Source organism: Priestia sp. FSL P4-0332, assembly GCF_038005845.1.
GTDB lineage: Bacteria > Bacillota > Bacilli > Bacillales > Bacillaceae_H > Priestia.
Window position 1 is genome coordinate 3,894,684 of record NZ_JBBOUA010000001.1, and the last position, 14,784, is coordinate 3,909,467.

The 14,784-nt window shown below is 37.5% G+C and carries 18 protein-coding genes; 3 read left to right on the forward strand and 15 right to left on the reverse strand.

The window, feature by feature from the left end; translation table 11 throughout:
* Positions 1–94: 94 nt before the first annotated feature.
* The 5 genes from MKY06_RS20505 to MKY06_RS20525 all read right to left on the reverse strand — a co-directional run bounded on the left by MKY06_RS20505 (position 95) and on the right by MKY06_RS20525 (position 3,636).
* Positions 95–922: a PRD domain-containing protein gene (locus tag MKY06_RS20505; protein ID WP_013058704.1), complete on the reverse strand. Its 828-nt coding sequence runs from the start codon at positions 920–922 to the stop codon at positions 95–97.
* 37 nt (positions 923–959) lie between these two features.
* Positions 960–1,457 carry a PTS sugar transporter subunit IIA gene (locus MKY06_RS20510; protein ID WP_013058705.1) on the reverse strand — a complete coding sequence of 166 codons (498 nt, stop codon included), beginning with the start codon at positions 1,455–1,457 and terminating at the stop codon, positions 960–962.
* Between the two features lie 254 nt (positions 1,458–1,711).
* Positions 1,712–2,338, reverse strand: coding sequence for an FMN-dependent NADH-azoreductase (locus MKY06_RS20515; protein ID WP_013058706.1), 627 nt, complete (start codon positions 2,336–2,338; stop codon positions 1,712–1,714).
* Positions 2,339–2,478: 140 nt separating this feature from the next.
* Positions 2,479–2,931 (reverse strand): hypothetical protein, encoded by a 453-nt coding sequence (locus MKY06_RS20520; RefSeq protein ID WP_029323927.1) that lies wholly within the window; start codon positions 2,929–2,931, stop codon positions 2,479–2,481.
* Positions 2,932–3,090: 159 nt separating this feature from the next.
* The gene (locus MKY06_RS20525) at positions 3,091–3,636 is read right to left on the reverse strand and encodes a hypothetical protein (RefSeq protein WP_013058708.1); all 546 of its coding nucleotides are present in this window, start codon (positions 3,634–3,636) and stop codon (positions 3,091–3,093) included.
* Positions 3,637–4,325: 689 nt separating this feature from the next.
* Here MKY06_RS20525 and MKY06_RS20530 point away from each other — a divergent pair.
* Entirely contained in the window at positions 4,326–5,492 is a 1,167-nt protein-coding gene (locus tag MKY06_RS20530) for an FtsW/RodA/SpoVE family cell cycle protein (RefSeq protein ID WP_029323930.1), read from the forward strand.
* A gap of 243 nt (positions 5,493–5,735) precedes the next feature.
* Here the strand turns inward: MKY06_RS20530 and MKY06_RS20535 are convergent, their stop codons facing one another.
* Positions 5,736–7,184, reverse strand: coding sequence for a SulP family inorganic anion transporter (locus MKY06_RS20535; protein ID WP_013058710.1), 1,449 nt, complete (start codon positions 7,182–7,184; stop codon positions 5,736–5,738).
* A gap of 219 nt (positions 7,185–7,403) precedes the next feature.
* The gene (deoD, locus tag MKY06_RS20540) at positions 7,404–8,108 is read right to left on the reverse strand and encodes a purine-nucleoside phosphorylase (protein ID WP_013058711.1); all 705 of its coding nucleotides are present in this window, start codon (positions 8,106–8,108) and stop codon (positions 7,404–7,406) included.
* 194 nt (positions 8,109–8,302) lie between these two features.
* Between deoD and MKY06_RS20545 the strand changes: the two genes are divergently transcribed.
* Entirely contained in the window at positions 8,303–8,455 is a 153-nt protein-coding gene (locus MKY06_RS20545) for a hypothetical protein (RefSeq protein ID WP_013058712.1), read from the forward strand.
* A 51-nt stretch (positions 8,456–8,506) separates the two neighbouring features.
* Here MKY06_RS20545 and MKY06_RS20550 read toward each other — a convergent pair whose 3' ends face one another.
* The 5 genes from MKY06_RS20550 to MKY06_RS20570 form a co-directional block, all read right to left on the reverse strand.
* Positions 8,507–8,830, reverse strand: coding sequence for a hypothetical protein (locus tag MKY06_RS20550; protein ID WP_013058713.1), 324 nt, complete (start codon positions 8,828–8,830; stop codon positions 8,507–8,509).
* Between the two features lie 246 nt (positions 8,831–9,076).
* Positions 9,077–9,703, reverse strand: a complete 627-nt coding sequence (locus MKY06_RS20555; protein ID WP_013058714.1) for a phosphatase PAP2 family protein — start codon at positions 9,701–9,703, stop codon at positions 9,077–9,079.
* Between the two features lie 235 nt (positions 9,704–9,938).
* Positions 9,939–10,709 carry a sporulation protein gene (locus MKY06_RS20560; protein ID WP_013058716.1) on the reverse strand — a complete coding sequence of 257 codons (771 nt, stop codon included), beginning with the start codon at positions 10,707–10,709 and terminating at the stop codon, positions 9,939–9,941.
* The gene (locus MKY06_RS20565; protein ID WP_098399883.1) at positions 10,696–11,532 is read right to left on the reverse strand and encodes a serine/threonine protein kinase; all 837 of its coding nucleotides are present in this window, start codon (positions 11,530–11,532) and stop codon (positions 10,696–10,698) included. The genes MKY06_RS20560 and MKY06_RS20565 overlap by 14 nt, the downstream gene beginning before the upstream one ends.
* Positions 11,533–11,535: 3 nt before the next feature.
* A complete protein-coding gene (locus tag MKY06_RS20570; protein ID WP_078082119.1) occupies positions 11,536–11,790 on the reverse strand; it encodes a hypothetical protein in 255 nt (84 codons plus the stop codon).
* Between the two features lie 117 nt (positions 11,791–11,907).
* Here MKY06_RS20570 and MKY06_RS20575 point away from each other — a divergent pair, with 117 nt between their 5' ends.
* Positions 11,908–12,969, forward strand: coding sequence for a DUF2515 family protein (locus MKY06_RS20575; RefSeq protein WP_013058719.1), 1,062 nt, complete (start codon positions 11,908–11,910; stop codon positions 12,967–12,969).
* A 58-nt stretch (positions 12,970–13,027) separates the two neighbouring features.
* Here MKY06_RS20575 and MKY06_RS20580 read toward each other — a convergent pair whose 3' ends face one another.
* The 3 genes from MKY06_RS20580 to MKY06_RS20590 all read right to left on the reverse strand — a co-directional run bounded on the left by MKY06_RS20580 (position 13,028) and on the right by MKY06_RS20590 (position 14,568).
* Positions 13,028–13,198 (reverse strand): YozD family protein, encoded by a 171-nt coding sequence (locus tag MKY06_RS20580; RefSeq protein ID WP_013058720.1) that lies wholly within the window; start codon positions 13,196–13,198, stop codon positions 13,028–13,030.
* 265 nt (positions 13,199–13,463) lie between these two features.
* Complete coding sequence (locus MKY06_RS20585; RefSeq protein ID WP_013058721.1) at positions 13,464–14,150, reverse strand: hypothetical protein; 687 nt, start codon at positions 14,148–14,150, stop codon at positions 13,464–13,466.
* Positions 14,151–14,352: 202 nt separating this feature from the next.
* On the reverse strand, positions 14,353–14,568 hold the full coding sequence (locus tag MKY06_RS20590; RefSeq protein ID WP_029323935.1) for a YozE family protein: 216 nt from the start codon (positions 14,566–14,568) through the stop codon (positions 14,353–14,355).
* Positions 14,569–14,784: the final 216 nt, after the last annotated feature.

Consider the following 14,784-nt stretch of genomic DNA (forward strand, 5'->3'; position numbering starts at 1 on the left):
CTAGGTCTTGCCTGCTTTACCAGTCACAATCCCGATTATTCAATTAATACGCTTTCATTGTACTCAAAGCAACAATATTCGTCAATGTTTTTTTCTATATTCTTTGCTCTATTCGGCAAATATGAAGCGTAATGTATCCTAGCTCCGCTTCTGGAAAATTAATTTCGTACTCATCTTTGACAAATTGCTTTATCGTTTCAGCACACTGATACGATTTTTTATATTTGACTTTTAATACGTCGAGCATCTCTTCATCCATTTCATGAAAAGGTTCATTTTGCGCTAAACGGTTTAACGCAAAGCGCAAGTGAGTCAGCAACCGCTGATAGGACATGCTGTTTTCATCAATCTCCGTATTCAGCTCTTTTTTTATAATCGTAACCATTTCATTAATAATCGTTGTATTCATCATGAGCTGCTGCATTCCCGGTGAATTCAGTTTCGCCGTATGAATATGAAGCGCAATATATCCCGCTTCGTCAACCGGCATCGTGATATCTAATCTCTTTTTGATATGCTGAAGAGCCCATACTCCTATTGCATACTCAGGCTGATAGAGAGATTTAATTTCATTAAGCAATTTATTTTGGATGGAAATACCGCGGGCTATCCTTTCAACAGCAAAAGATAAATGATCGCTCAAAGCAATATGCACATGATGACTTAACGTAGCAGAAAGCTGCTGCTCAGCATAAGAAATGATTTCTTCCGCCACTTGAATATGCTCTTCAGGAAGGTTTTTTAATAGTTCCTGAAACTTTTCCTGTTCTTCTTTCATGACAAAGACTTTCTCCACTTTTGCAGCATTAATAAGATCATTTTTACCTTTTTGAAAAGCAATACCGGGACCCATCGCAATTTTTTCAACTCCGCCTTCCTTAAAGACAACGGCGTTGTTATTTAACACTTTTAAAATCTTCAAATGCGCTCTCCTTTCTTAAAGGAAAAGGCCTTGCTTATTACTTCATCGTTACTTTTGCACAAGCCGTTTCGCCTTTTTGAACCGTCCCTTGAGCCAAAATTTCGAAACTTTCACTTGCATCACTGTTTGTAATAACGATTGGTGTGATAATGCTTTTCGCTTTTTCTTGAATAAGCGCTAAATCAAATGTGATAAGAGGTGTTCCTACACTTACTTTGTCACCTTGTGCCACGTGAGCTTCGAATCCTTCGCCTTCCATTGCCACTGTTTCAAGGCCGATATGTATTAATACTTCCGTACCGGCTTCTGTTTTTAAGCCTACCGCGTGTTTTGTATGGAAAAGCTGAACGACTTCCCCAGCAACAGGTGAAACAACTTGTCCTTCTGAAGGTTCGATTGCAAAACCGTCTCCCATCATCTTCTGTGAGAACACTGGATCTGGCACTTCGCTTATTGGCAGGATATTACCTGAAAGCGGAGCTAGAACGGTTGTTTCTTTTGATTTTGTCTTATTACCAAATAATTTTTTAAACATCTCAATCACCCTTTTTTAGATTGTACTTGTAGCATACCCCAATGATTCTGCAGAAAAACTTCCCCTATCCCGATGTTACGTTAACATGGTCATTATTTAACCATGCTTTTTTTGTCTTGTAAATAAAAATGTATAATCGTTTTTATAAGAAGTACGTTCTCTACGCTGCATTTTATGTAACCCTTTACATATTTTCCGAAGGCGGGATATTGAATTTCAAACCTAAAAAAAGCCCTTTTAAAGGGCTTTTGACATTAGAACGTTGATGCAACTTCTTTTGCTTTTTCAGATGCTTTTGCTAGAATATTGTCTGCTTCTGCTGGTGTGTAAGCCATGCCTTCTGCAACAACCAGTTGGAAATCTTGAACACCAATAAAGCTCATCACTGTACGTAAATAGCTTTGAGTAAATTCTAGCTCTGCCGCAGGGCCTTCTGAATACACTCCTCCACGAGCTTCTAGTAATACTACTTTTTTATCTGAAGCTAATCCTACTGGACCATTTTCAGTATATTTAAACGTTTTTCCTGCAATTAAAATGTTATCAATATATGCTTTCATTAGTGGAGGGAAGCTTAAGTTCCACATTGGAGCTGAGAAAATAACTTTGTCAGCTTGTAAAAACTGCTCTACTAATTCACCCATACGCGTTACTTTTTCTAATTCAACGGTTGATAATTCTTCACCAGCTCCAGCTTTTCCCCATGCCGCTAAAACATCTCCATCAATGAATGGAACTGTTTCTTTATACAGATCAAGCGTTGTCACTGTATCAGTCGGGTTTGCTGTTTTATACTCATCTAAGAAAACCTGTGCTAAACGAGTTGAAAATGATGCTTCATCAACCTGCGGATTTACTTTTACATATAATACATTTGCCATAAATGTCATCTCCTAAAAAGTGTCTATTATCATTAGTTCGAGATATTACTAAACAAATTATCTTTAATTCGAGATTTATTATATAACGCCATTTTTTATGCGTCAACCTTTTCGCACAAAAAAACTCCGCAAGCGGAGTTTTATACACATTGAAATTCTCGAATTTGATTTACATCTACCCCAGCATACACCCAGAAAGATCCTGTCCAGCGATATCCTGCAACTGAGCGTCTGCCTACAAAGGTTGGGTAAAACCAGTAAGGTCGACCATTTCTCGGCCATATATAGGTATATCGGTATAAGCATCCTGAAATAGCGCCTGGATCAACAGCATAAAGCGATGGACCTCCTGAACCTAGCTTTGGTGTAGGTGTAAAAGCTGGCGGTGGACTTGAAGGCGGCTGCGCTCCTCCCTGCGGGGGAAACCCTTGGCCCCCTCCTCCAGGTGGTGGCGGTGGAAACCCTTGACCTCCTCCTCCAGGTGGCGGTGGCGGAAATCCTTGGCCTCCTCCAGGTGGAAACGATGGAAACCCTTGACCTCCTCCAGGTGGAAACAAATTTTGAAAACGTGGATCGTATTGATATGGATACATACGCACTCCCCCTTTATAATGCTTGCTACGTTACAATATGCATCATAATGAAGATAGGTGAATGTCTACTTTTACCTTCTATAGACTAATTGTACGTGTCAAACTTGATGAGCTCAAAGGGGAGCCTTACCGGAGGAAATAATAAATCCAACACGGAAACTACTTGCGTGTTGGATCTGCTTGCGGGAAATATTTTTCAATAAAATTATACAGCCAAAATACGGTAATCAAAATAGGAGCTATTAGAAAAGGATGTTGAACCCACATTTTTACCAGTACCTTTTCAAATGACGGAATCGATTTTAACACTTGAAATAACGAGCTTCCGCTAAAAATAACGCTCGTTCCTATCAATAAAAAAGATAGCCAGTTAAATTGATCCATCCACATGCTCATAGAGATATAAAAACTAACACCTGTTCCTATGCCCCCCATTATTCCGCTTAAAATACTTTTTACCGAAAAAGGAATCCCTACAAACCATCCAGCTCCTAGTCCTGCACACCCTGCTAAAATGCTAGAAAAAAGCAGCGGCTGCTCAAGCCAGAGACATGCATTCACTCCAACCACTAAGGTGACATGTATTCCTACGTGAAGGGAAATTCTTTTGCCAACAGGCTCTGAAACATAATGATAGTAGCGCCCGCTATAAAAAATTGTCCACCATAATAATAAAAATGCTATCACACTTGCCCCTATAATCATAAACACACCTCTCTACGTTATGATTCTATTAATCTCTATCTATTATTTTCCTAATATCCTGTGTCTCTTATTCGTTAATCTATCCGTATACCTTCTATACATTCGTTCATCAGCAAGAAAGTAGAATATAACTGTATTCTTGTCTCAACTGTTTACTCGTGGGAGTGCTAAGAAGTTGAATGTCTGCATGTAGAAAAAGATAGTATAGAACACTTTCTCTTATCTTTACTATTATTCATATGTATAGCTTGCTAGATTTAGTCCTCGCAGTTTAGAATTTTTCAGTCGTTCATATGAAACTATTTGCCCTTTCTTTCGTTATATATATACACGTTTCTTTATCTTTTCACGTGCAAAAAAAGATGAATTCCTATAATATGTTTTCATATTAACCTTTAAGGAGATAAAGAAGATGAATTGAATAAATCCCTGCAAATAGAGTTTTTAGAAAAAAAGAAATTGTTATCATTTCTCCTATTTATGTTATAGAATAATTCATGTATAATAAAAGGCTGTATGGTAACGCAGCTTGCGACATATCTTTTCTTACTTTTAGCAAGTCTATATTCAAAGCAAAAACTGCAAAGTGGGGTTAGTGCGACTCTTCATTAATCGACTTTGCATTAAAAACCAGCATTTTTCTTTTATCATAAAGAAAGAATGAGATTTAATAGTGACAGGTGAATAATATGGGTGAAAATCAAAGAAATGTTAGTAGATTTGACTGGAACTTGGCTTTCCTAATCTTCCTATTGTTTTGCGTAAGCGTTGTGGCAATCCATAGTGCTGAAAAAATTGGGCAGTATGATAAGAACTTCGTAGCGCAACAAGTTGTGTTTTATATAATCGGAATGGTGATTATAGGGTTTATCATGCGTTTTGACTCCGATCAGCTTCAAAAGCTAACGTGGGTTTTTTATGGATTTGGGAACTTTTTATTACTTCTTTTACTAGTGGCTCCGTCAAGCATTGCCAGAGAAATTAACGGGGCAAAAAGTTGGTTCACACTTCCCGGCTTTTCGTTACAGCCATCAGAGTTTATGAAAGTGTTTTTGATTATCACACTGAGTACGGTCATTGTTAAACACAATGAAAAATATCGTATCCGGACAGTAAGAGAAGACTTTTTACTGCTTGGTAAACTGGGTGCTGTACTTGCTTTACCTTTATTATTAATTATGCAGCAGCCTGACTTAGGTACCGCTCTTGTGTTCTTAGCAATCACGATCGGACTTGTATTTGTTTCAGGCGTAAGCTGGAAAATCATCGCGCCTGCATTTTTAGGTATTACGGCGGTTGGTTCTGTCATTTTGGGACTTGTTGTTTATGCACCTAACCTATTAGAAAAGTATCTAGGGGTTAAGCAATACCAATTTGGACGTATTTATTCTTGGCTTGATCCTGAGTCATATAGTTCGGGAGAGGGCTATCATTTAAAGAAATCGTTAGATGCAATTGGATCAGGAATGGTAAACGGTAAAGGAATCGGAAATGGAGTTGTCTATTTGCCAGAGGGACAGACCGACTTTATTTTTGCGGTTATTGGAGAAGAGTTTGGCTTTATAGGCGCCAGCATTGTTATTAGTCTTTTCTTCGTACTCGTTTATTACTTGATCAAGCTAGGCCTTGAAACAAAAAATGAATTCAATTCTTACTTATGTGTAGGCGTTATTTCAATGCTTACGTTCCACGTATTTCAAAATATCGGTATGACCATTCAAGTCTTGCCTATTACCGGAATTCCACTTCCTTTTATTTCATATGGAGGTAGTTCACTGATGGGGAACATGTTTGCAATGGGTCTGATGTTTGGAATCTCATGGCATCATAAACGCTATATGTTTGGAAATGATTAAAGAGAGACGATGGTCTCTCTTTTTTCTTTTATCTCCCTATTAAGCATGCTACAATGAAGAAAACGTTTCCAAATCCTGTTTTAAAAGGAGTGGATATGCATGCTTGATTACCAATATCGGCGCAAAGCCTATGCTATTTTGTTAAAACAGACATCCGTACCCTCATCTACAACTTCTTTTTCCACCTGGCTCATACAGCTACTAAAACGAAACAAGTAAAAAAGGTGTGCTACTGCACACCTTTTATTTGTTCGACAGCGACGTTATGCCAATTTGCCTTACAATTTTTTTACTGTCTTCATTTAATCCTTTTACAATAACCTTTTTATTCAATCGCTCATATTTATCGATAATTTTTGAGATGCCGATCACGGCCGATTGATCCCATATATGAGAAGAACTAAAATCAATAATGATGGTATCCGGGTCTGTTTCATACTGAAATTCATCCATGAAGAAGCTGATGGTAGCAAAAAATAATTGCCCTGAAACCCTGTATTGCTTCATATTGCCTTCTGTTTGTGAAGTTGTTTTGATTTTAGCCATCTTCCAGCCAAATACAATCGTACTTAAAACAATACCTACCATTACTCCTAATGCTAAGTTATGTGTAAACAATACGATAACCACCGTAACAACCATTACAATGGCATCCGATAGTGGATATTTCGTTAAGTCTTTAAGGGACTGCCAATCAAATGTACCGGCAGCTACCATAAACATAACGCCTACAAGAGCAGCCATTGGAATCTGTTTAACAACATCGCCAAGCACCATAATTAAGAACAATAAAAAGACTCCGGCCACTAAGGTAGATAGCCTTCCACGTCCCCCTGATTTTACATTAATCATAGATTGTCCAATCATGGCACAGCCAGCCATTCCTCCAAAGAAACCTGTTACAATATTAGCGATGCCTTGACCGCGCGCTTCTTTATTTTTATTCGAAGGCGTATCTGTAATTTCGTCCAGCACCGTTGCCGTTAGCATAGATTCAAGTAGGCCTACAATCGCTAAAGGAAGCGAATAAGGTAAAATGATAAGCAGTGTCTCCACTGATAAATCAACCTTTGGAAAGTGAAGAACCGGAAGCGAACGCGTAATATTCCCCATATCTCCTACCGTTTTTAAATCTAAATGAAAGACAATCGCTACAATCGTCATCAAGACAATGGCAACAAGCGGAGATGGTATTGCTTTGGTCATGAGCGGAAACAAATAGACGATGAGCAGCGTTCCGGCTACCATTGCGTACATCATCCAATTTGCTCCTTGAAAATGGGGAAGCTGTGCTGTAAAAATTAAAATACCTAGCGCATTTACAAATCCAATCATAACTGTTTGAGGAAGAAATGATAAAAACCTTCCTACTTTCAAAACACCAAGTAAAATTTGAATAATTCCGGTTAAAACAGTAGCTGCAAATAAATACTCAATGCCGTGATCTTTGACTAAGTCAATCATCAATAAAGACATTGCTCCTGTTGCAGCTGAAATCATAGCTGGTCTTCCGCCTGTAAAAGCAATCACAATTGCCATACAAAAAGATGCATACAGGCCAACCATGGGATCGACACCGGCGATAATGGAAAAAGCAAGGGCTTCTGGAATAAGCGCAAGAGCAACTGTCATCCCAGACAAAATATCTGCTCGAACGTTTGAAAACCACTGCTGTTTAATACTTGCCATCATGATGGTTGATCACCTCTTATGAATTTTTTATACAATTTTCGACTTTCACGAAAATCAAAGCCGTTTTTAACGTATCAAATCGTACCATACAATTTCCCGTTTGGAAACAATTAATTTTCACAAATAAAAAGGCGAGAAGCTTGATTGCTTCTCGCCTTTTTATTTGTTACGCCGCAGCATTTCGCTGCCATTCAGCAAATAAACGAAATGAAATTATGTTCATTCATTAATTGCTGCTTCAAGCGCAACAACAATCATATCGTTAAACGTCGTTTGACGCTCTTCTGACGTTGTTTCTTCACCAGTAAAAATGTGATCACTTACTGTTAAAACCGATAAAGCATTACGGCCGTATTTAGCGGCTAGGGTATACAAAGCCGTTGTTTCCATTTCAACTGCCAATACGCCGTGAGCTGCCAATTTTTCTAGCTGGCCGTCTTCATTGTAAAATTGATCAGATGTAAATACACTTCCTACTTTTAACTGAAGGCCTTTTTCAACACCTGCATCGTAAGCGCGCTTTAATAAATCAAAGTTAGCTGTCGGTGCATAGTCAATAGGACCAAATTTAACGCGGTTCATTTGTGAATCACTTGACGAAGACATGGCTAAAATAACGTCACGTACTTTTACATCTTTTTGAATTGCTCCGCATGTACCAACGCGAATTAGGTTTTGAACACCATATTCATTCATTAGTTCATTTACATAAATAGCAATTGATGGTACACCCATTCCTGTTCCTTGAACAGAAACGCGCTTTCCTTTATATGTTCCTGTGAATCCAAGCATACCGCGCACTTCGTTATAGCAAGTTACATCTTCTAAAAACGTTTCTGCAATGTATTTTGCACGAAGTGGATCACCTGGAAGTAAAATCGTTTCTGCAATATCACCTTGTTTTGCCCCAATATGTACGCTCATTTCGTACCTCCTATATGTAAAAAATCTTACGCTTTCACTATACCATATTGTATCCCTTGCTTGTCTATTTACTTCTAACATTATGCGTCAAAAATAAAAAGACATACAGCCCAAAAAATGGCGTAGTATGTCTTTTTATATAAGGGTACGCTAATAGCGCAAGGGATTTACTAACGTTAGCTGAGGTGATATGTATGGGGAAAAAACATCGCAATCGAATTAATTCGCCTAAAAAGAATAATCATATTCCAAAAGAAGCAATTATAGCAGAACATGAAGCCCATGGAGATGAATATTCAGCAACAAACCGAAAAAATGGCCCTGGCCATCATACTCGTGATTACTAAGGGTCAACATATAAATAAAAAGCGGCCAGATAGGTCGCTTTTACCTTATGTTTAGCGTACGTGCAGGCGGTTCACTTTTTGCCAGCCGTCTGTCCATAACTTGTAGTAATACTTTCCTCGAGTACCTTCATCAATTAACAAAATATCGCCTGTGCTGATAAACCTCGCATCACAATCTTTTGGCAAATTATCAGCAATATTAAACATTTGAAATACTTGTGTTGCTGCGTCTTGATGATCGAATGCTGTAATCGTTAGACGATGGACAGGCTTATATCCGCGCTTTTCGCCTTTTTCTTCTGTTTGCATAATGGTTACATCATATTCTGTGCTAATATTAAATTGTTTTTTTATTGTGGTCCACACACTCAACATTCTTCCCTCCACCCAAAAGCAAGTATTTACTCTTTTACGTCATGTATTCTTATATAATTAGTGATAAAATCCGAAAATCCTTTATCGAATCAAAACGTTTTTTGTCGAAATTACTAGTTTTTTCTTATTAAACATGTACATAAAATATTTGTTTCCCATTTTATCATTAGTTGTTTTTGAATGGATGAATCAATAGGCCTACTTAAACAAAATGAAATATTAACGAAAAAAATGTAACCATTGCTCCTATTTTTGGTTATATAGGCGTTTAGAAAGGAGATAGACTCCTAAGGACCAAGCAAGTCCTAAACAATATCCTGCTAGTATATCCGTTAAAAAGTGTACGCCTAAATACAAACGGCTAAATCCAATTAATAAAATAACAATAGCTATTACGCATGCAGCTGCCGTTTTAACAGCCCTGCTTCTTGTATACATCCATATTAACAAAAGTACTCCGCTGTAAAACGCCATTGAGTTCATGGCATGTCCGCTCGGAAAACTATAGTGAGAGGCGGGAACGACTTGACTCCAATCAGGTCTTGGTCTTGCAAAAATCTCCTTCAATCCCCAATTTAAAGCGCGAACTCCCCAAAAAACGAGCGTGATATATAAAGCGAGCAACCCTTTTCGTTTATAAAGAAGAAATACTATAATTGCAAACCATATTGGCGCAGTGACATACCAAGATCCTACGGTTGTTATAAATATGATGATGGGTGTTAACGTGTCCGTCCTCCATCCTTCAATGGTATGAAGTACATTAAAGTCAAGCTGTTTCACCCAAGGTGTATTAAACGTAAATAAAATGAGTAAAAAGAAAGCTAAAAGCGATACAATAAATAGAGAATATTTTGTAGTGCGATTTACCATTTTTTATTTCCTCCAACCTATTAAAAGAAAAAGCATGTAGCGTTCTACATGCTTTACTTATTCACACGTTTTGGCTGAATATAGTCTTCCGGCTTAGGAGCTTGATGAACGACAAATTCAGCCGAAAATTCCTCTTTTGCATTTATTTTTTTCGTTTGCTTTGATTGCGGCATATACCTCTCTCCTTTCTTTTTACTGTCTTTAATATACGAAAAATAAAGGAGAGCTATGCACGTTAGCTATAGCGTGAAATAATATTGGTTAATATATTTTTTAACTGAGGAATTTCTTTTTCAGAAACATGAACATGAACGAGCGACTCATCTGCATCCAGCATTTCAGATAGAAAGCCGCCAAACCCTCTGGCACGTCGATCTACTTCTATAAATAAATCGTAGTCATGTAAGCCGCTCGGCTGTACGATGATTTCAATTTCATCTACTTTCCCAGCGTACAATCCACCGCTTGGAACAAATTCAAATTCTTGAACAAAAGGAAGTCTTTTTCTCATCCGGCGAGGGGCTTCTTCGCACTCGACTTGGCGCAAGCGAAAGCCAAGCTGTTCCATAGCTTCAATTGCGCTTGTTACCATAAGGTTAGGAAGCACTTTTACATGATCAATATCTGACGGATCAACGGCATCTTTAATATCGAGGCTCGTCGCCACCCAAACCCGGGTTCTCCCTAATGTAACAGGCGTATCATCAGGCAGCTGAAAGGTAAAAGGAATAGATTTCGTTTCAGATGGTTGAATCGTGAACGGGTCGTTAATCTTAAACGTATTGAGCTCAATATCCTGCTTGTATTTTTTATCGTCTCTTTCTTTTACATAAGTTGTGAATAGACGCAGATAGATGCTGTCAATTTTCTGCTCAACATTGCCTCCGTACACTTCAACAATCCCTTCAATCTTTTCACCAGCACGAAATTCATCATTGACAAGCTTAGCGTCCACTCGCGCTGCACCAATTCCAATGCGGGCTAACGCTTTATTAAATAGCGCCATACTTTCCCCTCCCTGAGTTCTTACTATTTATATAGTCATAAATATCTTTTTGTAAACTTTTAATGCTTTCATACGATTCATCTGCTCTCAGCATTTTTTGAATGATGATCTTAATAGGTGTCGACAAACTTAGCTCTTGTTCCCAGCTTCTTTCTTGTTTTTCCGTCGGCTCATAACCAGAGTATAATAAAAATAAAAGAAAATGACCAAGTGCATAGATATCGCTTGCAGCGGATGTTTGTCTCATAAACTGCTGTTCTTCTATAAGGGTGCTTGTTTCTTCATGGTCCCCTAAAAATCTAGCAAGACCAAAGTCAATAACATAGATGGTTCCGTTAACATCAATAATATTTGGAATACGAAGATCACGGTGAATGATTCCTTGCTCATGAATAGCAGAAACTACGTCTAGAATATTAAGTAAAATGTCAAGCGCTTGTTCTTCCGTATACACGCACTTCTCTTCAAAAATTAAACCTTCAAACGTTTTTCCTTGAATCAATTCCATCACTAAGAAACAGCCTTCATATGTTTCGATAGCTTCATACAGTGAAGGAATTTGAGGATGATTTAATTGAGACAGCAGTTTCGCTTCATAATGATAAGACTTCAGCCCCTGAGACGTGCGCTGCTTTGTTTTACGGAGCTGTTTTACTACTACCTCTTTTTGTTGCACAATATCGTTAGCAACATATGTTATACCATAGCTTCCCATTCCCAGTACATCTATGATTTCATAGCGCCCGCAAATGACTTTTCCTTTTTTAAAAGGGCGGTCAACTAACCAGCGATGAAGGTGTTTGAACATTCGATTTTTCATCATAAATCAACTTGAGAAAAAGCTTGAGAAGAAGCTTCCACTTTTACGTTTGCGCTTGTAGTGGTGGTGGCCATATTTTGAATGACTGTGGCTGTCATAATATTTGCTTCGTTTATAATCGCTACTGCTGCTATGGTGACGAGGACGTCTGTAATGCTGATCACTGCTGCTGTAGTGACGAGGACGTCGATAGTGTCGATCGCTGCTGCTGTAGCGTCGATGTTTAGATCCAGTTAATGATTCAAAAATTTTTCTGAACATAAAGAAAACCTCTTTTCTTAACATTTGTTACCCTTTATACGTACGAAATGTTATAAAGGTTTCAAAAAATCCCTTACCCTTTTTTTATATAGTTAAACGTTTCAAAGGAGGCTTAACATGACTTCTACTGACACAAATTCTCTCATTAAATTGGAGGATGTTCTTCGCCTGCAGCAGATGATGCAGCTCAAACCTCCTGCTACCCTCCCGCTGTCTTTTATCGGAGAAGACGTAAAATTGATTCAAGAGATTCGAAAAAAAGTAAAAAAAGCTAATCAAAACAATGTTACACGTACCCAAGCTTATTTAGACTATTATCAAAAACACCCCGAAATTCACTGGGCTTTTTTAGCACACTTGGTTTCACGGAACGGCGGCTATTACATGACAGATCTCTCCACTACCTTAATAAAATCCCTGCTTTCTCCAGAAAAACAGCACGCGTACTTCTTGTTTTTAGAACATTCCAATTCCGCCATTTTTCATGATGCTTACGCTCAGCTGTTACTCTATGAAAAAAGCAAAGAGCAAAACAGCAATCTGTTTCATTTACTACCCGCTTTTCACATATCTTTTTTTATGAAAACTGTTTGGAATGACTTTTGGCAGCATAGAAACAAAACGCTCTTATCAATAGCCCTGATTGTGAACGAACAGTATCATATCGAAAAAAATGTTCTCTTTAAAAAAGAGTTTCAGCGGGATGTTCTTCACTCTTGGCAGTTTCACACTCAAAACTTTCTCGGTATGACTCAAATCGTCTTTCCCTATTATTCAGGTAATAACATTGATTTATGTGGAACAAAAGTGTATCATTTCGAGTCTGTCTTAAAACGGATTGAAGTGGGAAAAACTTTATACGTTCTTCTTTTTTATTCAAACTTGCATGATTCTATCTATACATTTAGCCTTAAACACCCCCACACAGGGTCTCGAAGCGATTATAATACGGATATATTTACAAAGAATCGAACTCATTCCAAAAAGCTGTATAGCCCGACTTTAAATATGAGCTGGGGAGACCGCGTACACCTTTTTTTAAGAAAAGATGAGTGGTTTGAAGACGAAAGCATATTTTCTCTCCTTGAGTCTATTCCCGCTTCTTCAGTTAAAAAAATTCCCATTCAGCATCATATAAAAGTGCAATCCGCTATTAAAGCTGCTAACCCTTTTTCATAGCCGCTGTCTCATAAACAAAACGACGAGTTTCCCCGTCGTTACAGATGTATCTATCTTTTTATTCTTCATCTTGCTCATCAATAATACATTTATCAATGAGATAATCAAAAGTTATATCCGCTAATTCGCCTAGCTCTTCTTCAGCGGGAACATAGCCTCGCTTGACTAGTTCATTGTAAAAGAACTCCGCAATTTCTTCCGTATCAATGACCACTTCGATTTCTTTCACAATATCACTCCTTATCCCGTTTGAACGGATTAGCGTACCTTATTTTTCTTAAAAATAGGTTCACTCCATCTTCTGCTTGAAGTTTTACCTTATACACATTTATGAACAATTCAGCAATAGTATGTCTAAAATTTCAGCAGTTTAAATAGAAAGGTAATTATCCCCATTCTTTTTTCATTACCATCGCCGTATACACAATAAAAGATAGCTAAGAGAGATGTGATGATCTATCTCGGCTATCTTTTATTTATTAGGCATCTACCTGCTATTTTCCTTGTTCGGATTTTGCTATCTTTTTTAAATGTTTCAGCACTAAGTTCATGACTTCAGCGTATTCTTCATCTTCAAAAAGCTCATACAAAAATTTATAATCATTGTACACATCTAAAAGACCGTTTATAATCTCATGCTTTTCTTTAGTTAACCTCACTTCTTCTTTTTCAGAACCGTTTTGTTTTTTCATCTTTGGTAGCAACTCCGTCTTTTTAATTTCTTTACCTAAATACAACATATCAACACTTTGAGCATAATTTTCTGTTTCCTCATGAGGAGTTACGAGAATGAGTTCTTCTTCACTAGCCTCAAGCCATTCTCCATCTGTTACACGTGACAATTCATAGACAATATCTTCCCATGAATCCTCTTTATAACGCCATATTTCTGTTCGAATACCAATGATTTTAAATAACTCTTTTCCATAATTAAAAACCTGGACGATATCGCCGAAGAAAAATTTATATTCAAGCTCTACTCTTTCCTGTACTAATATTTGACCTTCATATTCTTCTAGAAGCTCAATTGTATCTTCTAAAAAAAGACCTTCACTATGGTTGATTTCGTATACAAAAATCCCATCCATTACTTTTATATCGGTTATAGTGCCAACGGTCCCGTATATTGTTACAACGACTGTTTCACCAATTCCGTATTTAGGTTTTTTCTTCCCTGCCATCGTCGCACCTCCTTAGTAAACATACACCTACTGAAAAGTTACAATATTATATGCAGTAACTAAAAAAGGGGAAGTATAACATCTTTAGAACCAAGCCTTTATTATCTATTGCCCTCTATCATTTTTACCCCTGCTTATTGCATGAGCTAAAGAAAATAAAAAAGCAGGCTGATGGATATCCATCAGCCTGCTTTTTTATTTCTCACGCATTATTTTGATAAAGCTCCCATGCTTCATCAAATACGGTCATACTTGATAAATAATGTCCGTTGAGCTCTAAATAAGAACTCAGTTCGTCATAATTTGTTGAAGATTTCGGGAAGCTGTGATCATCATAAGCACTTCGCGCAAACTCTCCCATTCGATCATGTTTTTTATTTGATCGGAATTTCATTATATAGTGATAAAAGGATTTCATCGTACTCCCCCTCCAGCGGTATGTGTATCTTTTCTATCATTTTTTCAAGAAATCTACAACTTTCTTCTGTGTTATGTAGATGTCGAACACTGCAATATAAGTGGTTTACCGGACAAAAAATATTAAATTCATGTTACAGTTGCAAAACAAATTTCACTATTAGCGTAACGAATAAATATTGTTATATCAATATTTTTCTTTTTTCAAAAAGACATT